This window comes from Streptomyces sp. NPDC005302, from assembly GCF_040607345.1.
Taxonomy (GTDB): domain Bacteria; phylum Actinomycetota; class Actinomycetes; order Streptomycetales; family Streptomycetaceae; genus Streptomyces.
On record NZ_JBEXGN010000005.1, the window covers coordinates 422,642 to 444,884 of the forward strand.

Sequence of the window (22,243 nt, forward strand, 5' to 3'; positions counted from 1 at the left end):
GCCGGTGAGCCGCCTGAGGCTCGGCGGACGAACAAGTGCTGGTGAACCGCCTGCGGGCCGATGGCGACGGCCGGTGAACCGCGACCTGCCGGGTGGCGCGGGCACCGGTCGACCGTCTGCGGCCCGGTGGGCGACGGCCCGCGAACCGCGGCCGCCCGGCGGGGTGGGTGCCGGTCGACCGGTGGCCGCCGGGGCGGACAAGTGCGCCCGCCTCGACAAGTGCGCCTGCCTAGTGCGCCGTTCCCCACCGCGGGTGCCGGTGGACCGTGTGCGGAACGACACGGCGGATCCCGGGTGACTACACGCCGCTCGGGGCGGCGGACGCCGACGAGCTCGTGTCGCTCGGGGCGGGTGCCGAGGGGGTGAAGCCCGCCGGCTGGGCGCCGGTTCCTCCGCCCGCGTCACCGCCGCCGGTGGCCGGGGGCTCCGAGGGCGGGGGTGTCGTGGGCGGGGTGGTCGTCGGGGTCGGTTCGGCGGGCGGGTCGACGACCGGGTTCGACGGCTTGGGGTCCGGGTCCTTCGAGGTGACGCCGGGCTTCGGCTTCTTCGTCGTCGACGTGCTGGGCTTCGGCTCGGCCGAAGCCCCCGGGGCCTTGGACTTGCCGGAGGCCTTGGCCTTCGGGGTCTTGCCGGGCGAGGGCGTCGAGCCGTCCACGGCCGTCGCCACCGTGCCGGGCGCGGCCGCGTCCTGCGGGGCGGACGGGTCGACGGCCCGGGAGGGCAGCGGCGAGGTGTCGACCTTGCCCGCGGGCTGGTCCTTCTTCTGGCCCGGCACCGGCAGCCAGGGCGCGTTCGAGTTCCCGGACAGCAGGGTGGCGACGATGACGACGGCGTAGACCGCGCAGGCGGCGGCGACGAAGATGCCGAGCCGGCGGTAGCGACGGCTGCGGCGGCCGGACTCGTCGACGAAGACCGGGCGGTCCGACTCCTGCCCCGACGCGCCGCCCTCGGTCTGCTTGACCAGCCGGTCGTCCAGCCGCCGTCCCGTTCCGTCGAGTTGGACGGTGACCTCGTGCGGGTCGTGGTTGTGTCCGGGGACGTCGGGCTGCTCCCAGGACGGCGGCAGCGGACGCGAGTCCGCCGACACGGAGTCCGGGTCCTCCCCGGATGTCGTCACGGTTCCGGTGAGCACCTCGGTCGGCGGCTCCGATCCGGCGGCGTCGGCGGCCGGCGGATCGGCGAAGAAGGGCCGGCCCTTGGCCCGCCGGCCGCGGGACGACGCCCCGCCCTCTCCCGAACCGCCGAAGCCGAAGCGCGACCGGGCCGACCGTCCCACCCGGGAACGCCCGGCCGGTGGTCCCACCTCGGTGTCGGCTCCGCCGGACAGCGGTTCGCTGTCCGGCGAGCGGCCGGACAGGAGACCGGTGTCTCCCGCGGTGCCCGGGAGGAGGCCGCTGTCGGACGCGCGGCCGTGGAGCAGCGCCGCGGCCTGCTCCGGGGTTCGTTCGGAACGTCCGCCGAAGCCGCTGACGGCGCTGTCGGCGCGTTCCCCACGCTCAGGACTGATGCCAACTCCCCTGCTCGGCCACGATGCCGTTCTGCCGCCGGCCTCCGGCCAGACGACCGGATCCGCGGCTCCTGGGCCCGGGGACGGTTCGGCTGTCCGCCCGTCCCGCTGATCGACGGATCGTCGATTCGGTTGGGCGTCTTCTCGCCAGTTCTCCACGCGCACGTGCTTCCCCCCACGGGACTGTTCACGGGGTGCGCGACGACTCCGGGCCTACATCACTTCGTCGTCCCGACCGGGCCCCCACCCGGTCAAAGCGCCCCCAAATATCACACTGCGCCCGGAGGAAAAAAATGTAGCGCCGTGAGGGACTCGTGGGGTTACGTCTCATGCATCGGTCATCAGGATGAGTGATTCCCCGGGGGGAACCCACCCTTCCAGGTGACTCATGAGCCATCCTTCCTCGCCCGCAAGTTCGGAGGCAGCACGCCTGAGGGCGTCGATCCCGGGGTGCGCGTGTCCCTTGCGCCACACCAGGGACACGGGTGACAGGGGGACGGGGTCGACCAGCGGTCTCAGTACCGTTCCGGCCAGGGCGGGGAAGTCCACCACGGCGAGGACGGGGGTACGGGTCTTCGCCATCACCCGCTGGAACTCCTCGGGCCCGACGGCCACCGGGGCGGGTGACGCGAGGCCGATCCCGCGCCCCTCGAACAGGTGACGCGCCAGGTCGGTCCACTCCAGCGTCCGGGGATTGCCCGCCCCCGCGTACACGGTCTCGCCGGCGAGCGCCGCCAGCGGTACCGCGTCCAGTTCCGCGAGCCGATGGTCCTCCGGCAGGACCACGGCCATGGGCTCGTACCGTACGAAACGATGCTCCAGCCGGGCCCGCACGGCCGGGTCGAGCCCGGCGAACCGGCCGAACGAGGCGTCCAGGCGACCGGCGAGCAGTTCCGTGGCGGCGCCGGTGAGCCCGCTCTCGTAGCGGGCCATCAGTTCGCTGCCCGGGGCGAGTTCGCGGGCCCGTTCCAGGATGCGGCCGGCGACGAGGCCGGGGGTGTTGACGTCGACGAGGAGCGGGCGCTCGGCGTCGCCGGGCCGCGCGAAGGCGGCGAGCAGGGCGTCGTGCGCCGCGAGGACGCGGCGCGCGTACGGCAGCAGCCGCTCGCCGTCGGCCGTCGGCGCCACCTGCCGGGTCGTCCGGACGAACAGTTCGGTCCCCAGTTCCCGCTCCAGCCGGCGGATGTCCCGGCTCAAGGCCTGCTGGGCGACGTACATCCCGGCGGCGGCCCGGGTGAAGTGCAGTTCCTCGGCGACGGCGACGAAGGCGCGCAGCAGACGGGGGTCCAGGTGTCCGGGAAAGGGTCCGCGAGAGGGGCCGGGCAGCGGGCCGGGGAGGGGATCGGGAAGGGGGCTTCGACCAGGCATCACGCGAACCTACAACCCAGGCGCGTGAATCGTCACGGAACAGGTGTTGGACCGCGCGCGGGGTACCGGACGAGGGTTGCCGCATGTCACCCCTCACTCCCTACCGCCGTCTTTTCGCGCGCCCGGGCACCCGTGCCTTCACCCTCGGCAACCTCGTCGCGCGGCTGCCCATGGGCATGTTCAGCGTGAGCGCCGTGATCATGATCGCGAGTGCCCGGGGCTCGTACGCCCTCGCGGGCGCGGTCACCGCGACCGGTCTGGCGGCGACGGCGGTGGTCGCCCCGTGGACCGCGCGCCTGGTGGACCGGCACGGGCAGGCCCGGGTGGCGGTGCCCGCGACGGCCGTCGCGCTGCTCGGCGGGATCGGGCTCGTGCTGTGCGTGCGGTTCGGCGCCCCGGACTGGACGCTGTTCGCCGGGTACGCCGCCACAGCCACCACCCCCAACACGGGCGGCATGTCGCGGGCGCGCTGGGCCCACCTGCTCCGGGACGACCCGGCGGCGCTGCACACGGCGAACTCCTTCGAACAGGCCGCGGACGAGCTGTGCTTCATGCTGGGCCCGGTCCTCGCGGCCCTCCTGTCCGGGACGCTGTTCCCGGAGGCGGGCATGCTGGCGGGATCCGTCCTGCTGATGACGGGTGTCCTGCTGTTCGCGGCCCAGAGGTCGACGGAACCGCCGCTGCGGCCGCGGACCGCGTCCCGGTCACCCGTGCGCGCGCCCGGGATGCCTCCGCTGCTGCTCGCCTTCCTCGCGACGGGCGCGGTGTTCGGCGCGATGGAGGTGGTGACGATCGCGTTCGCGGACGCGCGGGGGAACCGCTCCGCGGCGGGAGCGGTGCTCGCGCTCCAGGCGGCGGGATCGTGTGTGGCGGGGCTGCTGTACGGATCCGTGCGGCAGAACGGGACCGATGCACAGTCGCTCGCGGAACGGCGCTTCCCGCGGTGTGTCGCCGCCATGGCCGTCCTGCTGACGCTGCCGCTGCTCGCCGTCGTGCTGACGGGTTCGCTGTCGCTGCTCGCGGGTGCGTTGCTGGTGGCGGGCATGGCGACCGCTCCGACGATGGTGACCGGGATGACGCTGGTCCAGCGGCGCACGCCCGAGGGGCGGTTGAACGAGGGCATGACCCTGGCGGTGACCGGCCTGCTGGGCGGGATAGCCGCCGGTTCGGCGGCCGGCGGCTGGATGGTGGAGCACGTGTCCCCCGAGGCGGGGTACGGGGTGCCGGTCCTGGCGGCGACGGTGGCGTTCGCGGTGGCCGCGCTGGGTGCGCGGCCGGGCGCGGTACGGCGGAGCCGGGGCGCCGGGGCGGGCCTCGCCCTGCCGGAGCGGGAGCCTCGGATCGAGCACGGGAACCCGGTCGCGGACACCCCTGCCGTGGGCGCTCCGTCGTCCGACCCGTCGAACCCCTGCGCCAATTCCGGCGCAGCCCATTGACGGGCTCCCCTCCCCCACCTACCTTCCCCCGTCGAAGCGCTTCGACGTCACGCATCGAAACGATTCGACAATCACCGCGTGACGCTCCCGATACCCATCCAACTCCCCTGGAGGCAGTGGATGTTGACGAAACGAAGGCGTGCGGCGCTGGCCGCCGTGGCCCTGACGGGTGCCCTGCTGGCCACGTCCTGCGGCAGCTCGGACAGCGGCTCGTCGGACGGCCGGACGCTGCGGCTGTGGCACTACGAAGGGCCGGACAGTGCGATGGGGGTGGCCTGGAAGGAGGCCATCAAGGAGTTCGAGGCGCAACACCCCGGCGTGAAGGTGAAGTTCGAGGAGAAGGGCTTCGAGCAGATCCAGAAGACGGCGCCCATGGTCCTCAACTCGAACGACGCGCCGGACCTGATGGAGTACAACAAGGGCAACGCGACCGCGGGCCTGCTGTCGAAGCAGGGACTTCTCACCGATCTCACTCCCGAGGTGACCCGCCGCGGCTGGGACAAGAAGATCACCGGCGGTGTGCGGACCATCAGCCGGTACGACACCAACGGCGTGATGGGCTCGGGCAAGTGGTACGGCGTGCCCGACTACGCCGAGTACACGATGGTCTTCTACAACAAGGACCTCTTCAAGAAGTACGGGATCGCGCAGCCCACCTCGCTCGACGAACTCACCGCGGCGATGGACACGTTCGTGAAGAAGGGCATCACCCCGCTGGCCAACGCGGGCGCCGAGTACGTCGCCCAGCAGTACCTGTACCAACTGGCGCTGACCCGGGCCGACCGCTCCTGGGTCGACAGCTACGAGCTGTACAAGGGCCGCACCGACTTCCACGACGCGGCCTGGACCTACGCGGCCGAGACCTTCGCCGACTGGGTGAAGAAGGGGTACATCGGAAAGAAGTCCACCGGTCTCAAGGCCGAGGACGCGGGAGTCTCCTTCATCCAGGGGAAGAGCCCGATCCTGTTCAGCGGCAGCTGGTGGTACGGCCGCTTCAAGGCCGAGAACAAGTTCGACTGGGGCACCTTCCTGTGGCCGGGCAGCAACCTCACCCTCGGCTCCGGCGGCAACCTGTGGGTCGTCCCCAAGGGCGCGAAGAACAAGGAACTCGCCTACGACTTCATCGACATCACCCTGTCGAAGAAGATCCAGAACCTGCTGGGCAACCAGGGCGGCGTCCCGGTGGCCGCCGACCCGGCCGCCGTGACCGACCCGCGGGCCAAGACACTGATCGCCGACTTCAACTCCCTCTCCGGCAAGGACGGTCTCGCCTTCTACCCGGACTGGCCCGTCGCCGGCTTCTACGACGTCCTCGTCTCGGAGACGCAGAAGCTGATCACCGGGAGCGAGAAGCCGGACGACTACCTGTCGGCGTTGCAGAAGGCGTACGACAAGGGCGTACCGAAGACATGACCGCCACCGTCGAACGGAGTGTGCGGGTGGTGCGCGGGCGGCGCGGCGGAGCGTCGCGCCCGCGCCGCCCGGGCTCCTCCTACGCCCTCTTCCTGGTCCCGGGGTTCGCCGGGTTCCTCGTGGTGGTCGTCGCGCCGTTCCTGATGAACACGGGGGTGAGCTTCACCGACTGGCAGGGAGTGGGCACCCCGCACTTCACCGGACTCGCCAACTACCGGGGGCTGCTGGGCGACGCGGAGTTCTGGGCGTCGTTCCGGCACAGCCTGTTCATGGTCGTCGCGATGGCCGTCGTGCCGACCGCGCTCGGACTCGTACTGGCCGCCGCCCTGTTCGACTTCGTCGGCAAGCACTTCGGACCGCGGACCGCCTCCGTGCTGCGCGCCTGTTTCTATCTCCCGCAGGTCCTGCCGATCGCCGTCGCCGGCATCGTGTGGAGCTGGATCCTCGCGCCCGACGACGGCTCGCTCAACGACCTGCTGAAGGCGGTCGGCCTCGGGTCCTGGCAGCAGGACTGGCTGGGCGATCCGGACATCGCGCTGTACAGCGTCATGGGCGTGATGGTGTGGGTGCAGATCGGCTTCCCGCTCGTCGTCTTCATGGCGGGCCTGCAGCGCGTGGACCCGCAGTTGTACGAGGCCGCCGAGCTGGACGGCGCGGGCTGGTGGCGGCGGTTCTGGCACATCACGCTGCCACAGATCCGTCCCGAGATCTCCGTCGTGCTGCTGTGGTGCACGATCGCGGCGCTGAAGGTGTTCGGAGCGGTGTACGTGCTGACCAAGGGCGGCCCGGGCGGCGCCACCGACGTGCCGTCGTACTTCTCGTTCACGACCTTCTTCGAGAAGACCCAGGTCGGCTACGGCGCCGCCATCTCCACCGTCCTGACCGTCGTCATCCTCGCCCTCGCGCTGGTCGCGCTCGGGTTCCAGTCGCGCGCCGAGAACGCCGAGGAAGGGGGCGGCGGATGACCGCGCTGCGCAGGTATCCGGTGCTGCTGGCGCTCGTCGTCGGCGCCCTGTTCATGGTGCTGCCGTTCGTGGTGGTCGCGGTGAACGCGGTCAAGTCGCCCGCGGAGTACGCCGAACACGGCCCGCTCAGCCTCCCGCACGGCCTCTATCTCGACGGGCTGAAGGACTTCTGGGAACGCGTCGACTTCGGGCGCAAGCTCCTCAACTCGGTATTGATCTCGGGCTCGGTGGCGGCCGGGGCCGCGGTGCTGTCGGTCCTGAACGCGTACGCGATCGGCATCGGCCGGATCAGGGGCCGCACCTGGGTGCTCGCGTTCTTCGTCCTCGCGAACACGCTGCCGCAGGAGGCGCTGGTCTACCCGGTCTACTACCTGAGCAAGCAGGCCGGCCTCTACGACACCCGGCTCAGCGTGATCATCGTGTTCACCGTGATCCAGGCGGCGTTCGGCACGTATCTGCTCTCCGCGGTCCTCGGGCGCTTCCCGCGCGAGATCATCGAGGCCGCGCGGATCGACGGGGCGAACCGGTGGCAGGTGCTGTGGCGGATCGTGGTGCCGGTCAGCCGGCCGACGATCGGCGTGCTCCTCGTCTTCTTCTTCATCTGGACGTGGAACGAGTTCCTGCTGCCGCTGGTCATGCTGATCTCGAACGACAACCAGACGGTGTCGGTGGCCCTCGGTGTCCTCCAGGGGCAGCGTCTGATGGACGCCACGATGACGAACGCGGCCGCCCTGCTGGGCGTCCTGCCCGCCATCGTCTTCTTCCTGCTCTTCCAGCGGACCCTGACCCGCGGTATCGCCGTCGGCGCAGTCAAGTAAGGGGTACGACAGTGAAGTTCACGGACGGCTACTGGCTGCTGCGCGACGGTGTCACCGCCGCCCACCCGGTCGAGGTCCTCGACGTGACCGCGGGACCGGGCGGCCTGGAGATCCACGCGCCCACGCAGCCCATCCGGCACCGCGGCGACCTGCTGAAGGGACCGGTCGTGACGATCAGCGCGCACGCGCCGATGCCCGACGTCATCGGCGTCACGTTCACCCACTTCCAGGGGGAGCGGTCCCGGGGACCGCATTTCGAGCTGCGGACCGGTGAGTTCGAGCCCCTGGTGGAGTACGACGACGAGCACGCGACACTCACCGCGGGCGCGCTGTCCGTCCGGGTGGACCGCACCGCGCCCTGGCACATCGACTTCCGCGCGAACGGCCGCACGCTCACCGGCAGCGGTCCCAAGGGCATGGGCATCATGCGGGACGCGGACGGCGCCCACTATCTGCGCGAGCAGCTGAACCTCGGGGTCGGCACCCAGGTGTTCGGCCTCGGCGAGCGGTTCGGCCCGCTCGCCAAGAACGGCCAGGTCGTGGACATGTGGAACGCGGACGGCGGCACGGCCACCGAACAGGCCTACAAGAACGTGCCGTTCTATCTGACGGACGCGGGCTACGGCGTCTTCGTGGACCATCCGGGCCGGGTCTCCTTCGAGGTCGGCTCCGAAGCGGTCTCCCGGGTCCAGTTCAGCGCCGAGACACAGCAGTTGACGTACTACGTCATCCACGGCCCGACCCCGAAGGACATCCTGCGCCGGTACACCGAGCTGACCGGCCGGCCGGCGCTCCCGCCGCCCTGGTCGTTCGGGCTGTGGCTGTCCACGTCGTTCACCACCTCCTACGACGAGGCCACCGTCACCTCCTTCATCGACGGCATGCGGGAGCGCGAACTGCCGCTGTCCGTCTTCCACTTCGACTGCTTCTGGATGCGCGAGTTCAACTGGTGCGACTTCCGGTGGGACCCGCGGGTGTTCCCCGACCCGGAGGCGATGCTGGCCCGGCTGAAGGACAAGGGGCTGCGGATCAGCGTCTGGATCAACCCCTACATCGCGCAGCGCTCACCGCTGTTCGCGGAGGGCCGCGAACTCGGGCACCTGCTCCGCAGGCCCGACGGGAGCGTCTGGCAGTGGGACCTGTGGCAGCCGGGCATGGCGCTGGTCGACTTCACCAGCGCGAACGCCCGTCAGTGGTACGCCTCGAAGCTGGAGGCGCTGCTCGCCCAGGGCGTCGACTGCTTCAAGACCGACTTCGGCGAACGGGTTCCGGTCGACGTGGCGTACGCCGACGGCGCCGACCCGGAGCGGATGCACAACTACTACACGTACCTCTACAACCGGACCGTGTTCGACGTGCTCCGCAAACACCGGGGGGAACACGAGGCCGTCGTCTTCGCGCGGTCGGCGACCGCGGGGAGCCAGCAGTTCCCGGTGCACTGGGGCGGCGACTGCGAGGCGACGTACGCGTCGATGGCCGAGTCGCTGCGCGGCGGGCTCAGCCTCGGCATGTCGGGGTTCGGGTTCTGGAGCCACGACATCGGCGGATTCGAGGGGACGCCGTCGCCCGCACTGTTCAAGCGGTGGATCGCGTTCGGGCTGCTGTCCTCGCACAGCCGCCTGCACGGTTCGTCGTCGTACCGGGTGCCGTGGCTCTTCGACGAGGAGGCCGTCGACGTACTGCGGCTGTTCACCCGCCTCAAGCTCCGCCTCATGCCGTATCTGTACGAGGCCGCCCGCACCGCCCACACTGAGGGGGTGCCGATGATGCGGGCGATGGTGCTGGAGTTCCCGGACGATCCGGGGTGCGCGCATCTGGAGCGGCAGTACATGCTCGGCTCCGACCTGCTGGTCGCGCCCGTCTTCAGCGACGAGGGCGACGTCGCGTACTACGTGCCCGAGGGTGTCTGGACACCCTTCCTCGGCGGGCCCACCGTGACCGGGCCGCGCTGGGTGCGCGAGCGGCACGGCTTCCTGAGTGTTCCGCTGCTCGTGCGGCCGGGGGCGGTGATCCCGGTGGGGTCGGTGGAGGACCGGCCCGACTACGACCACGCCGACGGGGTCACCCTGCGCGCGTACGGGCTGGAGCGGGGCGCGCGGGTGACCGTGCCGGTCGGCGCGGTGACCTTCACCGTCGTCCGTGAGGGGAACACCCTGCGCGCGTCCTGTTCGGATCCCGCGGCGCCCTGGGGGCTGGCCGTGGACGGGCGCGAGGTGCGGGCCGCCGCCGGCACCGGCTTCCTGTCCCTGGAGGTGGAGTCCGCCTGATGGTCAAGATCACCGATGTGGCCCGGCACGCCGGGGTCTCCCCCAGCACCGTCTCCTACGCGCTCAGCGGCAAGCGGCCGATCTCCGAGGAGACCCGGCGCCGCGTCGAGGAGAGCATCCGCCGGCTCGGCTACCGGCCACACGCCGGTGCCCGGGCTCTCGCCAGCAGCCGCTCGAACGTGCTGGCCCTGGTGGTGCCGCTCCGGGCGGGCATCCATGTGCCGGTCGTGATGCAGTTCGCGGTGTCGGTGGTGACGGAGGCGCGGCGGCACGACCACGACGTGCTGCTGCTCACGCAGGAGGAGGGCGAGGAGGGGCTGCGCCGGGTCGCGGACACGGCGCTGGTGGACGCGTTGATCGTGATGGATGTCCAACTGCACGATCCCCGGCTGCCGTTGCTGCGGGCCCTGGACCGGCCGTCGGTACTCATCGGCTTCCCCGCCGCGGCGGAGGGCCTCACCTGCATCGACCTGGACTTCAGGGCCGCCGGCGAGCTGTGTGTGGAACGGCTGGCCGAACTGGGGCACCGGGTCGTCGCCCTGGTCGGCTCACCGCCGGAGGTGTACGTGCGGGGCACGGCGTTCGCGCAACGGGTGGTGGAGGGGTTCACGGCCGCCGCCGACCGGGGCGGGCTCGTGTCGTCCGTCCACCCCTGCGAGGCCTCCCCCGCCGCGGCACGCCGGATGGCCGATCGACTCCTGCGGGAGCAGCCGGGCCTGACGGGCGTGGTCGTGCACAACGAGCCCGTACTGGAGCCCCTGATCGACGCCTTCGAACACCTCGGCCTGCGCGTCCCGGCCGACCTGTCGGTCACCGCGATCTGCCCGGACGAACTCGCCGAGGGCCTCCGCGTCCCGGTGACGTCCGTCGCCATCCCGTCGGCGGAGGTCGGCTCGCGCGCGGTGGACCTGCTGATGCAGAAACTGGCGGGCACCCCGGTCGCGGAGGCGACCCTGCTGACGCCACGGTTGGTGGAGAGGGGGAGTACGGGGGTGCGGGGCGCGCTCTGACCCGGACCGCGAACGCGTGTGGCCGGTGGCACGGAGATCAGCGGTTCTCCCCGTCCACCGGCCACGTTCAGGCGGTACCTACAGCCGCCGGTCTCCCTGCCATCTGAGCACCGTCATCCGGCCAAGACCTCCGTGGGCCAGGCCCTTGTAGGTCACCGTCCGGCCCGGACCCGTCTCGTGCGCGACCCGCCGCGCCAGCTCTGTCCCCTCGTGGAACAACCGGTCCCAGTCGTCGTCGTACCTTCCGTCCACCCGGTCGCGAAGTTCCCGGTTGAGCGTCGCGTCGATGCTCTGGGCCCATCTGTAGAGGCCGGCGACGAGTTCGTCGGACAGGTCCAGGGCGGCGGCGGGATCATCGGGGAAGAAGTCCCCGAACCCGTCCGAGCGCAGCGGACCGTACCTGAACTCGCCCTCGACGGTGAGGTCGACCGGGTGCGGCGGCGTGCCGTGGCTGTCGCGCTCCCAGTGCAGGCGGTCGCATCCCCAGCACAGCCACTTCGCCGCCCCGAGCTGCTCGTCCCAGTAGCGCACCGACCACGACGGCCCGAGTTGTCCGGCCAGCCGCTGAGCGGTCTCCAGCCCCCGCTTGGCGTGCTTGCGCAGGTCGGGGCGGGAGGTGAATCCCTCCGGAGGACGGGACAGCGACCAGGAGCGCAGCGCCTCCGCCAGCGCCGCCGGGAGAGCCAGCCTGTCGTCGGCCAGTGGAACGCTACGAGTGAAGGCGTCGGGACCGTCGCCGGCCCCGGCATCCTCCGGTTCGTACAGGGGTGAGGGCTCGCCCCGGGCGTGCACGAGCACGCTCCGCGGTTCTTCCGACATCATGCGATGTTCGCTCCGATCACGAATCCGTTGTCCCCCACGCTAACGGCCACCTTCAAGGGCTTGCCGTTGAAGACAACCTCGTAGATGGGCCGGCCGGCCCCCTGGGTGCCGACCTTCGTGCCCTCGGTCAGGGCCTTGCCGACCACGGCCGGGATGTCCTCGATGCGGACCCCCGCGGCGGCGAACTCTCCGGCGTGCCGGAAGATGATGTGGGTGAGCCCGGCGTTGACGGTCCCCTTCTCCAGCCAGGCGAGGTTCAGACCGGGCTTGGCGTACTGGACCACCCAGATCGTGTCCGCCTTGTTGAATTTCACTCCCGCGTTCTGGAGCTTCTCCAGCAGTTTGGGGTCCAGCGCGCTCGCGGCGATCTTGGCCCGTTCCGCAACGGCCTTGGCGATGCGCAGCGCCATTCCCGCCTCGCTGGAGCCGTCGGCGAGCGCCTGGGCGGCCCCCGCCTCACCGTAGATCTTCTTCAGGTCCGCAAGCACTTCCGCGGCCTTCGAACCGGTCTTGATGGCCTCTTCGATCCGAGCGGCGAGCTTGACGCCCTCCGCCAGCTTCTCGGCCATCGACGGCGGTACGGCCAGCGCGGCGGCCCAGGCGCAGCTCGACCCGTCCCCGTGGTAGCACTTGGCGGCGTCGCCCAGCACGATCTCGTACAGGACCAGTCCGAGTTTCTCGCCGAACAGGTTCTGCCAGCCGAGCCGGGTGATGTCCCCGAAGCTGAAGTGGTGCGTCCAGTTGTTCTTCTGATCCTTGAACGTCTCCGTCTTGAGGAAGATCCAGTCCGCCTTCGGGCAGCCGGCCTCGGTGGCGGGGACATCGGGATTGGCGCAGTAGTAATAGCTGGCCGTGACATTGAGGTGCAGCTCGTACGTGACCGTGCAGCCCTGCGGGACGTAGTCGCACGTGTTGAGCTGCTTGCCCGGTGCCGCCTCGGTGACCTTCTCGACGACGTAGAAGACACCGGCCACACCGGTTCCCGCGCCTGTCTGGACCTGTTTGTTCGCTTCCTCTCGTTCGGCCTGGTCCGCGGCCTCCTGGGCCGAGTCCGCGTACTTCTGGGCGTCCTTGGCCGCTTCCTCGGCCGCGGTGGCCTCGGTGTCGGCGCGGGTGGCTGCCGCGCGGGCGTCCTTGGCCGCCTGTTCGGCCTCGGAGGCCGCCGTGCGAGCCGCGTCGGCGTCCAGGGCCGCCTGGTCGGCGGAGGAGCGGGCGTCGGTGGCGTACCCCTCGGCGCTCCCGGCGGCCTTGTCGGCCGCGGCGGCGTCCTTGGTGGCCTGGTCGTCGTACTCGATGGTGCGGGCCAGGGACGACTGGGCGTCCGACGCGTACGTCGCCGCGTCGGCCGCGTAACCCAGTGCCTCCTTCGCCGACTTACGGGCGTCCGCCGCGTGTCCTGCCGCCTCGGCGGCGATGGTGTACGCGGCCTTGGCGTCACCGGTCGCCGCGTTCGCGAGACTGGCGGCCTGCTCGGCGTTCTTCTGTGCGTTGACGGCGTGCGCGTCGGCGACCGCCTGCTGCTGCTCGGCGATGCTCTTCGACGACTGGCCGATCAGCACGACGAGACCGGCCGCGAAGTCGGTGTTCACATAGGGCGAGCCGAGCTGGATCGCGTCGTTGGCGGGGGCGGCCACCTGCTGCGCCGAGGCGCCGGCGTCGTCTGCGGCCTGGGCGGTCGTGTACGCGTGACCGGCCGCGTCCGCCGCGCCCTTGACGGCCTTGACGGCTTCGCCCTTGGACGCGTCGGCCTGCTTCTTGGCGTCGGCCGCGTCCTTCTCGGCGTCGTCGGCCAGTTTCACGGCGGTCCGCGCCGCGCTCGCCGCGTCCTGGGACGCCTTGATCGCGTCCGCTGCGGCACTGGTCGCGGTGCGCACGGCGGCGTCCGCCTTCAGCTTGGCCGCCTGGGCGTCGTCCGAGTCCGAACGGGCCCGCTTGGCCGCGGCCTCGGCTCGCGTCGCCGCGGCGTCGGCGTCGGCCGCCGCCTTGGTCGCCGCGTTCGCCTCGGTACGGGCCGAACCCGCTGCCGTCTCGGCGTCGTCGGCGGCCTTGTCGGCGTCGTCGGCCGCCGCCCGTGACTCCACCGCGTCGTCCGCGGAGTCGTGGGCGTCGGCGTAGGCGTCCTTGGCGTCGGCCTTTGCGCGGGCGGCGTTGGCCTCGCTCTCGGCGTCCCAGGCGTCGTCGCGCTTGCCCTTCGCCCGGTCCCGTGCGCTCTCCGCGTCCTCGCGCTTGGTGCGGGCGGTGGTCTCGGCCGTCTCCGCCCGGCCCTTGGCCGCGGTCGCGGTCTTCGCGTAGCCCTCGGCGTTGGACTTGTGCTGGGCGGCCTCGACCTGCTTGAGGGCGGCGGTCTCCTTCTCCGCCTTGGCCGTGGCCTCCTCCGCCTCCGCCGCTAGCCGCTTGGCGTGCGCGGTGGCGGCGGCCGACTTCGCGTCCGCCTCGGCCTTCTGCGTCTCGACCAGCTTGGCCTTCGCGGTGTCGCGGGCGGTCTTCGCGGTCTTCGCCTGTACGGCGGCGGCGTCGGCGGCGGCCTTCGACTGGGCGTTGGCCTCCTGCGCGGCGGCGGTACGGAAGGCGGCCTTCGACTGGGCTGCCTGCGTCAGGGCACGGGCGGCGATGGTCGCGCTGTCGCCGGCCGAGGCCCGGGTGGCCGCGTACGCGGTGTCACCCGCCGTGGACAAGGCGGTGAGGGCGGCCGCCGATGCCTTCGTCACCTGGGCCTTCTGCTGTCCCACCAGCAGACCGCGTCCGCGCGGGGCACCGGCGGTGTCGGCGATCGCGTAGGCGGCCTTCGTGGCGGTGTCCGTGTCGGTGGCGGCCTTCTGCGCCGTGGTCGCCTGTCCCTTGAGCAGATCGAGCTGCTTCTTGGCCGCGGCCTGCGCGTCGGTGATCTGCTTCTTCACCTTGTCGAACTGGGCCTTGGTCGGGTAGTCCAGATCGTCGGTGCCGTTGTGGCCGGACGGCGCGATGTCGAACTTCTGCGGGTCGGTGCCCTTGCAGTCCCACATGCGCGCGTCACGGCTGTTGTCGTAGGTCGCGAGGTCGAGGCAGTTGCCCGTACCCGGGTTGTACAGGCGCGATGTGGCGTGGGTGTTGTACTGCCACTTCTGGCCTGCGCTGCTGTTGCACGTCAGGATCTGGACCACGGTGCCGTTCGCGGTTCCGTTGCCCTTGATGTCCAGGCACTTGCCGGAGTTGACGTTGACGAACGAGTCGCCGCGGATCTCCCACTTCTGGCCCGCGGATCCGTTGCAGGTGTAGATCTGCGCCGGTGTGCCGTTGTCCTTCTTGCCGCCTCCGACCTCGAGGCACTTGTCGGCGGCGCCGTGCGCGTGCACGACCATCGGGCTGGTGCCGATCCAGCCGGGACCGCCCGCGGACCAGTAGTCCTGCCAGCGGGTCAGGTGATCGGCCATCCACGACTGGCCGAGCATCTCGCCCAGCGACTTCGAGCCGGCCGCGAGGGCCTTGGTGGCGTCGCGGTTGGCGCCGAGGATCTGGTTGCGCTGGGTGCCCTGGGCGGAGATCTCCTGCTGCCACTCCGCGGAGGCGGCGGCCACCTCCCGGCCGAGGACCTTGCTCGGGTCGGTGGGGGTACGCCACGCGCAGGAGGCGAACCGCGACTTCAGGTCCTCGACGGCGATGCGGTACTCGACGCTGTCCGGCTCGGGTGCGGTGCGCGGGAAGCCGCCGGAGGACAGGAACACGCGGGCGTTGTCGGCACCGGTCGGCTCCATGGACCAGTTCACCAGGTCGTCCCACGCCTGGTGCTCGGCGTACGCCTGCTGCCACTGCTGAGGGGGCATGCCCGGGTCAGGGCTGTTGCCGTAGAGCGGAGTGCCCAGGTCCTTGACGGCCTTGAGCGTGGCGTCGTCCGCCTTCGGGGTCGGATCCTCGTAGAAGTCGCCCTCGGACTTCCAGAACTGTTCCCAGATCCACCGGGACAGGCCGGTCTGGCCGAAGAAGTTGTCGCGGCTGTCGCCGGGCAGGCCGGGCGGGTCCTCGAAGTCGGCGACCGACTTGAAGCCCCCGGGCGTGGGCAGACCCGAGATCTTCCAGTCCCGGACGTGCTCGTAGAGGGCGGTTCCCTCGGCGTCGGCCGCGGTCCTGTCCTTCTCGAACGTGGTCGACAGAGGGGTGTCGTTCCAGTATTCGCGGTTGGCCGCCGTGTGCAGCTTCTCCGGGGTCTGGTTGAGCCCGTCCTGTGCCGTCGTGTACATCGAGGGCCCGCCCCTGCGCAGCGCCTCGCTCAGCAGGCACTGGTCCTCGCGGAGCTGCTCGGCGCCCTTGGCGTCGAAGCCGTCGTAGCTGTCGGCCACCGGGCTGGAGTCGCCGTCGCGATGCGTCGGCAGATCCGGCACCGAGGCGACCCCGACGAGGACGGCGAGCGCCACGACGGGCGGAACAAGCCGGTTGAAGGTCCCGGATTTTCGCCTCGAGGGCGCGCGGAACCATGGTCTGGAACGCAAGAGAGCATCCGTTCTTCGTGAAGAGTGCAGGCCGGGGCCCGGCCGAAGAGGTGAAGTGCCGTGGAGGCGGTCAGGACTCCGTACGGCGTGGATGCGCAGGTGCGTGTGCGTACGGACGCGTCAGCAGTCGCGGCATGGCGATGTACCCCTCCCCGTAGCGACGGTGTCCCCCCGGTCGCTGATTGGCTTGCGCGGCAGCGGAGTTGGTCGTCTCCACCCGGCGCGCGGCCACCTCGGTCACGGGCCCGGATGCGCGGGACGGAGCCACGCGGAACTGGGCCTTCTGCCGAGAGTGCGATCGAACTGTACTCACCCTGTGCACTCTCTGTGAAGTGAGGGGCTGAAGTTGTTCGATGCGCTAGCAAATTTTGACTGTTTCTGTGCAACTGCCGTTGTACAGAACGAGCCTGACGTCACGTCGGCCTCACGTCGCCCGGCCTCGCGCACCCTGGGGTCTACGCGGCGGCGGCACGGAGAGGCGCCGCGCCCTCCCCGGCACGACGTCAGACATGACTCGGACATGACTCAGGCCCCGCAGCTCGGAAGCCGCGGGGCCTGTGCCCACATGGGATGAGTGGAGATGGCGGGAATCGAACCCGCGTCCAACGGTGCAAAATCAGGGCTTCTCCGTGCGCAGTTCGCTGTGATTTTCTCAGCCCCGGCGATCACGCGAACAAGTCGCCGACGGGCTCAGTCACTGTTTGATTTCCCAGCGAACCCCGTGACCGGGCTCGATGGTTTAGTCCCCTAGATTATGCCAGGATCCGGGTCGGGAACACTCCCGGGCTGACACCCATTAAGGGTCCTTCACTCACTGCTTATTAGGCAGCGAGGGCGAAGGACTGGGAATCGCTCTTGGAATTGGCGATTATTTTTTGCGACATATGGTTAACGAGATCATTGCCGCTTCCTCGACACGCTTCCCCTGCTTCAACAGCCGCTGTCGAAACCGATCATCCCCATGTTGATTTTTCAATGTGTCCGCGGAGGCCGCCTTAACCGACCGTCCTGTGACACCCGGCCCTCCGAGGAGGAACCCACACCCGCTGTGAGGTGCGTTGCCATCGTACGTGACCAACGCACGACGGTGCCAGCCTATTCCCGCCGGGCCGCTCTCACGCGCCGCGCTGCTTCCGCTTGGCCGACGCGATCGCCCGGTCCGACTCGCGCCGGTCCTGCTTCTCCCGCAGGGTCTGCCGCTTGTCGTACTCCTTCTTGCCGCGCGCGAGCGCGATCTCCGCCTTCGCCCGGCCGTCCTTGAAGTACAGGGCGAGCGGAACGATCGTGTGACCCGTCTCCTGGGTCTTCGCCTCCAGCTTGTCGATCTCCTCGCGGTGCAGCAGGAGCTTGCGCTTGCGCCGCACGGTGTGATTGGTCCAGGTGCCCTGGCTGTACTCCGGGATGTGGGCGTTGTGCAGCCACGCCTCGTTCCCGTCGATCTGGACGAAGCCGTCCGTCAGCGAGGCCCGTCCCTGCCGCAGCGACTTCACCTCGGTGCCGGTCAGGACGAGCCCGGCCTCGTAGGTGTCGACGATCGCGTAGTCGTGCCGCGCCTTCTTGTTCTGCGCGACGATCTTGCGCTTGCCGTCCTTGGCCTTGCCGGAGGCCTGGCCTCCCTGCTTGGGCTGGGACTCCTTCGGTACGTACATTCCCTTGCTCATAGTGCTGGCCATTTTCGCACTACAGGGGGGCTCGGGGGAAAGCCGATTACCGGGACGGGGTCCGGCGGGTCACGAAGGGTCGCCCAGACCGCTCAGAACGGTCTCGGCCCGCTTCAGGGACTCCCGGTCCGCCTCCAGGTCGGGCGTGATGCCCCGGCCGTCGACGGAGCGGCCCGCCGGGGTGCGGTAATGGCCGACGGTCAGCTCGGCGACGGAGCCGTCGGGCAGCCGGCTCGGCATCTGGACCGAGCCCTTCCCGAAGGTCCTGGACCCGACGACCACGGCGCGCCCGCGGTCCTGGAGTGCCCCGGTGAGCAGCTCGGCGGCGCTCATCGTGCCGCCGTCGACGAGCGTGACCAGGGGCCGGGCGGTGTCGCCGCCGGAGTCGGCGTGAAGGGCACGCTGGGCGCCGTTCACGTCGTACGTGGCGACGAGGCCCCCGTCGAGGAAGGCGGAGGCGGCGGTGACGGCCTCGGTGACCAGCCCGCCGGAGTTGCCGCGCAGGTCGAGGACGATGCCGCCGCCCCGGGGCGCCCCGTCGACGGCGGTCCGTACGGCCTGGCCCACACCCTTGGTGAAGGCGGCGACCTTGATCACGGTGGCGTCGTCGGGGAGCCGGTCGACGGTCACGGAGTCCGTGGAGAGCCTGGCCCGGCGCAGGGTGCGGCTCCAGTTGCGCGAGCCGCGCTCCAGACCGAGAGCGACCTCGGTGCCGGCGTCGGCGTCGTCCGCCTCGCCGCGCAGTAACGCGACGACCTCGGTGACGGGCCGGCCGTCCACGCGGGTGCCGTCGACGGAGCGCAACAGGTCGCCCTCGTGGATGCCGGCCGCGGCGGCGGGCGAGCCGGCCGCGACCCGGGTGACCTCGATCCGTCCGTCCCGCTCACGTCGGGCCCAGAGGCCGACGCCGGTGTACCGGCCGTCGAGCGCTTCCTCGAACTCCTCGAACTCGCCCTCGGAGTAGACCGCGCCCCAGCGGTCGCCGCTGCGGCTGACCGCGCGTTCGGCGGCCTCCATGGGGGACTTGCCGTCGGCCATCGCCTCGGCGGCGGCCCGGGTGACGGTCTCCTGGTGGCGTGCCGGTGTCGGGCGGGGCGCGTCGGCCGCGGTCTTCGGTGCGGTGTCGGAGAAGGATCCGGTCGCCGCACCGGCGACGAGGACGCTCGCGAACACCAACGTCAGGGCCGCCCCGCGGCACATGCGGCGGGGCTCGCAGATCGGGTCACGGCCTGACATGCCGGTGAGTCTAGGACAACGCGAAGGGCCGCACCGCCGGTTGACGGTACGGCCCTCTTGGCATGTGTCACACCTTCAGGTACTTGCGCAACGCGAAGAACGCGGCCAGCGCCGGCATCAGCAGACTCGTCGCGAGGATGAGCGGCAGCTTGGTCAACACGGCGTCCCAGCCGATGAAGTTGATCAGGTTCAGCTTCTCGGACAGGGCGAGGCCGTGGTCGATGATGAAGTACCGGGCGACGAGCAGGAACCCGCAGGCGACACCGCCGCCGATGAGTCCGGCGACCGCTGCCTCCGCGATGAACGGCGCCTGGATGTAGAAGCCGGAGGCGCCGACGAGGCGCATGATGCCGGTCTCACGGCGCCGGCTGAACGCCGAGACGCGGACGGTGTTGACGATCAGCATCAGCGCGACGACGAGCATCATCGCCATCACCGCGCGCGCGGCCCAGTTCATGCCGTTGAGGAGTCCGAAGAGGTTGTCCAGGATGCCCTTCTGGTCCTGCACGGACTGCACGCCGTCCCGGCCGTCGAAGGCGGTGGCGATGACCTGGTACTTCTCCGGGTCCTGCAGCTTGATCCGGTACGACTCCTGCATCTGGTCCGGCGTGAGGCTGCTGGCCAGCGGGGAGTCGCCGAACTGCTCCTTGTAGTGCTTGTACGCCTGGTCCGAGGACTCGTACGCGACCTTCTGGACGACGGTCATCTTGTCCAGGTCGGCGAGGATCTGCTTCTTCTGGTCGGCGGTCACCGCGCCCTTGGCGCAGTTGGGGTCGGACTCGGCGTCGCTCTTGTTGCAGAGGAAGATCGAGACGTTGACCTTGTCGTACCAGTAGCCCTTCATGGTGTTCACCTGGTCGCTCATCAGGAGCGACCCGCCGAACAGGGCGAGCGAGAGGGCGACCGAGACGACGACCGCGAAGGTCATGGTCAGGTTGCGGCGGAGACCGACACCGATCTCCGACAGAACGAACTGCGCGCGCATGGCGTCTTCCTCAGACCTTTCCGTGGTCGATGATCAGTGCTGGTAGCCGTAGACGCCGCGTGCCTGGTCGCGGACGAGTCGGCCCTGCTCCAGCTCGATGACGCGCTTGCGCATCTGGTCCACGATGTTCTGGTCGTGGGTCGCCATCACCACGGTGGTGCCCGTCCGGTTGATCCGGTCGAGCAGCTTCATGATGCCGACGGAGGTCTGCGGGTCGAGGTTTCCGGTCGGCTCGTCCGCGATGAGGAGCTTGGGCCGGTTCACGAAGGCTCTCGCGATGGCCACACGCTGCTGCTCACCACCGGACAGCTCGCCGGGCATCCGGTCCTCCTTGCCGCCCAGGCCGACGAGGTCGAGCACCTGGGGCACGGACTTGCGGATCTCGCCGCGGGACTTGCCGATGACCTCCTGGGCGAAGGCCACGTTCTCGGCGACCGTCTTGTTGGGCAGGAGACGGAAGTCCTGGAACACGGTCCCCAGCTGGCGGCGCATCTGCGGCACCTTCCAGTTGGAGATGCGCGCGAGGTCCTTGCCCAGGACGTGCACCTGACCGTGGCTGCAGCGCTCCTCGCGCAGGACCAGTCGCAGGAAGGTGGACTTTCCGGAGCCGGAGGAGCCCACGAGGAACACGAATTCTCCGCGCTCGACCTCCAGGGAGACATCCCTGAGGGCGGGGCGGGTCTGCTTGGGGTAGACCTTGGAGACGTTGTCGAATCGGATCACGGATGCACCACGGGTCGCCGGGGGTAGGTGTGCGTGACCATACGCGAACCGGGTGTGCGAGCGCAGTCGGCGTACGGGGTTGCGCGCGGCTTGCGCGTTTTGTCACGGATCTGAGGTCCGATTCTCCCCGGTTCTTTCCTGGATCCGAGCGGCTGGCGGGCTTCTCGGCGGGGCAGGATAAGGCGAGCCGCGCCGAAATCCGCGGAACCTGGCACAGTGGAAGGGGAACGGTTGCGTTCCCCGCAGCGTTAAGAGAGCGACGCGCACGCAGGAGTCGGTGCGGCGCGGAGACAGCGCAAGGAGGGCCGGCGCATGACGTACGACCGATTGGTGTGCGCTAACTGTGCGGGGCCTGTCAGCGAGGGCCGCTGCCGCGTGTGCCGCGCGAACCGTGAGCGGCTCCAGCAGGAGAGCCCCTTCGCGGGCATGAACCCCATGGCGCTGATCGCCCTGCTCGCGGTGCTGGTCGCCGCGCTGGCGCTGGTGGCCCACCAGACGGTGTGAGCCTCTCGCGGCCGATCCGGGCCCGAGGGCGATGACCTGCCCCTGACATGACGAAGGGCCCGGAGCGTGCCGCTCCGGGCCCTTCGTGGTGCGCGTGTGCGTCAGGCTGCGGTGGTGCCGCGGCCGCCCGCGAGACGCGGGAGCATCCGGAAGCCGATGCCACCGGCGATCATCGTGGCGGCGCCGATCAGCAGGAACGTGGTCTGACCCGCACCGGTCTCGGCCAGTTCGCCGTCGTTCTTGCCCTGCGGCGCGGTGTCCGACCCGGTGTCGGTGAGGGCGGAGGAGCCCTCGTCCTGGGCGGAGGAGCCGCCGTTGGGGTCGGCGTCATTGCCGCCGGTGCCCGTGCCGCTGGTGTTGTCGTCCGAGGGCGCCGAGGTGCCGGAGGTCGGCTCCTCGGTCGGCTCGGTGGGCTCCTCCGTGGGCTCGGTCGGCTCCTCGGTGGGCTCGGTGGGCTCCTCCGTGGGCTGAGTCGGCTCCTCGGTGGGCACCGTGGGCTCGTCAGTCGGCTCAGTGGGCTCGCCGGTCGGGATACCCGTGTCGGTCGGAGTGGGCGTCGGGTCGTCGGCCGTGGTCGCGCCGATGCCGACATTGAGGTCGAGCGCCGAAGCGGCACCCGCAGCGGTGAGCGAAGCACCGGCGGCGATCACCGCACCGGCAGCTATTCGCGCCACGCGGATCCGCGTCTTCTTGGTCATCTGCCTGCTACCCCCAGTAGCTGATCGTCAATGGAGCAGCGCCCGGGGCCACGGCGTCACAGGCGGCCTCTCTCGGCCTCCCGGTTCACATGCGCCCCGGAGATACGCATGCCACGCGTCACCCTTCCCAGTTTTCACAGCAACGTCAAGGTCGTTGCGTACGCGATGTCCGGAACAACGTCTTTTGCCTGTCGTGAGGACATGTGACTGTGACGTAAAACCCAGACAACCCCCACAACGAAGGCAACTGCCGTCCGATGGACGGCAGTTGCCTTGTCGACATCGGGAGCAGCTGGCCCAACTGCTCGACGCCGCGGGCGAATCCGGCTTCGGGGTGCAGGTCCTGCCGTTCGATCAGGGCGGGCAC

The 22,243-nt window shown here is 70.4% G+C and carries 16 protein-coding genes and 1 other RNA gene; 7 read left to right on the forward strand and 10 right to left on the reverse strand.

Features of this window, described 5'->3' with window-relative positions; genetic code table 11:
• Window positions 1-298 precede the first annotated feature (298 nt).
• Both ABZT74_RS10575 and ABZT74_RS10580 read right to left on the reverse strand, forming a co-directional pair.
• Window positions 299-1,276, reverse strand: coding sequence for a hypothetical protein (locus ABZT74_RS10575; protein WP_356434050.1), 978 nt, complete (start codon window positions 1,274-1,276; stop codon window positions 299-301).
• 558 nt (window positions 1,277-1,834) lie between these two features.
• On the reverse strand, window positions 1,835-2,875 hold the full coding sequence (locus tag ABZT74_RS10580) for a LysR family transcriptional regulator (protein ID WP_356434052.1): 1,041 nt from the start codon (window positions 2,873-2,875) through the stop codon (window positions 1,835-1,837).
• 83 nt (window positions 2,876-2,958) lie between these two features.
• Here ABZT74_RS10580 and ABZT74_RS10585 point away from each other — a divergent pair, with 83 nt between their 5' ends.
• From ABZT74_RS10585 to ABZT74_RS10610, 6 genes are all read left to right on the forward strand, one after another.
• The gene (locus ABZT74_RS10585) at window positions 2,959-4,311 is read left to right on the forward strand and encodes an MFS transporter (protein WP_356434054.1); all 1,353 of its coding nucleotides are present in this window, start codon (window positions 2,959-2,961) and stop codon (window positions 4,309-4,311) included.
• 120 nt (window positions 4,312-4,431) lie between these two features.
• Window positions 4,432-5,724 carry an extracellular solute-binding protein gene (locus tag ABZT74_RS10590; protein WP_356434056.1) on the forward strand — a complete coding sequence of 431 codons (1,293 nt, stop codon included), beginning with the start codon at window positions 4,432-4,434 and terminating at the stop codon, window positions 5,722-5,724.
• Complete coding sequence (locus ABZT74_RS10595; protein WP_356434058.1) at window positions 5,721-6,689, forward strand: sugar ABC transporter permease; 969 nt, start codon at window positions 5,721-5,723, stop codon at window positions 6,687-6,689. Before ABZT74_RS10590 ends, ABZT74_RS10595 begins: the two co-directional genes overlap by 4 nt.
• Window positions 6,686-7,507, forward strand: coding sequence for a carbohydrate ABC transporter permease (locus ABZT74_RS10600; protein WP_355862781.1), 822 nt, complete (start codon window positions 6,686-6,688; stop codon window positions 7,505-7,507). Before ABZT74_RS10595 ends, ABZT74_RS10600 begins: the two co-directional genes overlap by 4 nt.
• An 11-nt stretch (window positions 7,508-7,518) precedes the next feature.
• Complete coding sequence (gene yicI / locus ABZT74_RS10605; RefSeq protein WP_356434060.1) at window positions 7,519-9,774, forward strand: alpha-xylosidase; 2,256 nt, start codon at window positions 7,519-7,521, stop codon at window positions 9,772-9,774.
• Window positions 9,774-10,784 carry a LacI family DNA-binding transcriptional regulator gene (locus ABZT74_RS10610; protein ID WP_356434062.1) on the forward strand — a complete coding sequence of 337 codons (1,011 nt, stop codon included), beginning with the start codon at window positions 9,774-9,776 and terminating at the stop codon, window positions 10,782-10,784. The genes yicI and ABZT74_RS10610 overlap by 1 nt, the downstream gene beginning before the upstream one ends.
• A 78-nt stretch (window positions 10,785-10,862) precedes the next feature.
• Here the strand turns inward: ABZT74_RS10610 and ABZT74_RS10615 are convergent, their stop codons facing one another.
• The 7 genes from ABZT74_RS10615 to ftsE all read right to left on the reverse strand — a co-directional run bounded on the left by ABZT74_RS10615 (window position 10,863) and on the right by ftsE (window position 20,674).
• The gene (locus tag ABZT74_RS10615; RefSeq protein WP_356434064.1) at window positions 10,863-11,606 is read right to left on the reverse strand and encodes a hypothetical protein; all 744 of its coding nucleotides are present in this window, start codon (window positions 11,604-11,606) and stop codon (window positions 10,863-10,865) included.
• The gene (locus ABZT74_RS10620) at window positions 11,603-15,994 is read right to left on the reverse strand and encodes an RICIN domain-containing protein (protein WP_356434066.1); all 4,392 of its coding nucleotides are present in this window, start codon (window positions 15,992-15,994) and stop codon (window positions 11,603-11,605) included. The genes ABZT74_RS10615 and ABZT74_RS10620 overlap by 4 nt, the downstream gene beginning before the upstream one ends.
• A gap of 647 nt (window positions 15,995-16,641) precedes the next feature.
• Window positions 16,642-17,030: a transfer-messenger RNA gene (gene ssrA, locus ABZT74_RS10625) on the reverse strand.
• Between the two features lie 154 nt (window positions 17,031-17,184).
• The gene (gene smpB / locus ABZT74_RS10630) at window positions 17,185-17,718 is read right to left on the reverse strand and encodes an SsrA-binding protein SmpB (RefSeq protein ID WP_355863777.1); all 534 of its coding nucleotides are present in this window, start codon (window positions 17,716-17,718) and stop codon (window positions 17,185-17,187) included.
• A gap of 81 nt (window positions 17,719-17,799) precedes the next feature.
• Window positions 17,800-18,966: a S41 family peptidase gene (locus tag ABZT74_RS10635; RefSeq protein ID WP_355862771.1), complete on the reverse strand. Its 1,167-nt coding sequence runs from the start codon at window positions 18,964-18,966 to the stop codon at window positions 17,800-17,802.
• 67 nt (window positions 18,967-19,033) lie between these two features.
• Window positions 19,034-19,951: a permease-like cell division protein FtsX gene (gene ftsX, locus ABZT74_RS10640; protein ID WP_355862769.1), complete on the reverse strand. Its 918-nt coding sequence runs from the start codon at window positions 19,949-19,951 to the stop codon at window positions 19,034-19,036.
• Between the two features lie 33 nt (window positions 19,952-19,984).
• Window positions 19,985-20,674 carry a cell division ATP-binding protein FtsE gene (gene ftsE, locus ABZT74_RS10645; RefSeq protein ID WP_164374975.1) on the reverse strand — a complete coding sequence of 230 codons (690 nt, stop codon included), beginning with the start codon at window positions 20,672-20,674 and terminating at the stop codon, window positions 19,985-19,987.
• Window positions 20,675-20,986: 312 nt separating this feature from the next.
• Between ftsE and ABZT74_RS10650 the strand changes: the two genes are divergently transcribed.
• A complete protein-coding gene (locus tag ABZT74_RS10650) occupies window positions 20,987-21,178 on the forward strand; it encodes a hypothetical protein (protein WP_081217590.1) in 192 nt (63 codons plus the stop codon).
• Window positions 21,179-21,279: 101 nt separating this feature from the next.
• Here the strand turns inward: ABZT74_RS10650 and ABZT74_RS10655 are convergent, their stop codons facing one another.
• Window positions 21,280-21,876: a hypothetical protein gene (locus ABZT74_RS10655; protein WP_356176501.1), complete on the reverse strand. Its 597-nt coding sequence runs from the start codon at window positions 21,874-21,876 to the stop codon at window positions 21,280-21,282.
• Window positions 21,877-22,243: the final 367 nt, after the last annotated feature.

Excerpts from the sequence above, each read along its gene's own strand:
- ABZT74_RS10580 (WP_356434052.1), bottom strand. The coding sequence starts at position 2,875 with ATGCCTGGTCGAAGCCCCCTTCCCGATCCCCTCCCCGGCCCGCTGCCC.
- ABZT74_RS10585 (WP_356434054.1), top strand. The coding sequence starts at position 2,959 with ATGTCACCCCTCACTCCCTACCGCCGTCTTTTCGCGCGCCCGGGCACC.
- ABZT74_RS10590 (WP_356434056.1), top strand. The coding sequence starts at position 4,432 with ATGTTGACGAAACGAAGGCGTGCGGCGCTGGCCGCCGTGGCCCTGACG.
- ABZT74_RS10595 (WP_356434058.1), top strand. The coding sequence starts at position 5,721 with ATGACCGCCACCGTCGAACGGAGTGTGCGGGTGGTGCGCGGGCGGCGC.
- ABZT74_RS10600 (WP_355862781.1), top strand. The coding sequence starts at position 6,686 with ATGACCGCGCTGCGCAGGTATCCGGTGCTGCTGGCGCTCGTCGTCGGC.
- ABZT74_RS10610 (WP_356434062.1), top strand. The coding sequence starts at position 9,774 with ATGGTCAAGATCACCGATGTGGCCCGGCACGCCGGGGTCTCCCCCAGC.
- ABZT74_RS10615 (WP_356434064.1), bottom strand. The coding sequence starts at position 11,606 with ATGATGTCGGAAGAACCGCGGAGCGTGCTCGTGCACGCCCGGGGCGAG.
- smpB (WP_355863777.1), bottom strand. The coding sequence starts at position 17,718 with ATGTACGTACCGAAGGAGTCCCAGCCCAAGCAGGGAGGCCAGGCCTCC.
- ABZT74_RS10635 (WP_355862771.1), bottom strand. The coding sequence starts at position 18,966 with ATGTCAGGCCGTGACCCGATCTGCGAGCCCCGCCGCATGTGCCGCGGG.
- ftsX (WP_355862769.1), bottom strand. The coding sequence starts at position 19,951 with ATGCGCGCGCAGTTCGTTCTGTCGGAGATCGGTGTCGGTCTCCGCCGC.
- ABZT74_RS10650 (WP_081217590.1), top strand. The coding sequence starts at position 20,987 with ATGACGTACGACCGATTGGTGTGCGCTAACTGTGCGGGGCCTGTCAGC.
- ABZT74_RS10655 (WP_356176501.1), bottom strand. The coding sequence starts at position 21,876 with ATGACCAAGAAGACGCGGATCCGCGTGGCGCGAATAGCTGCCGGTGCG.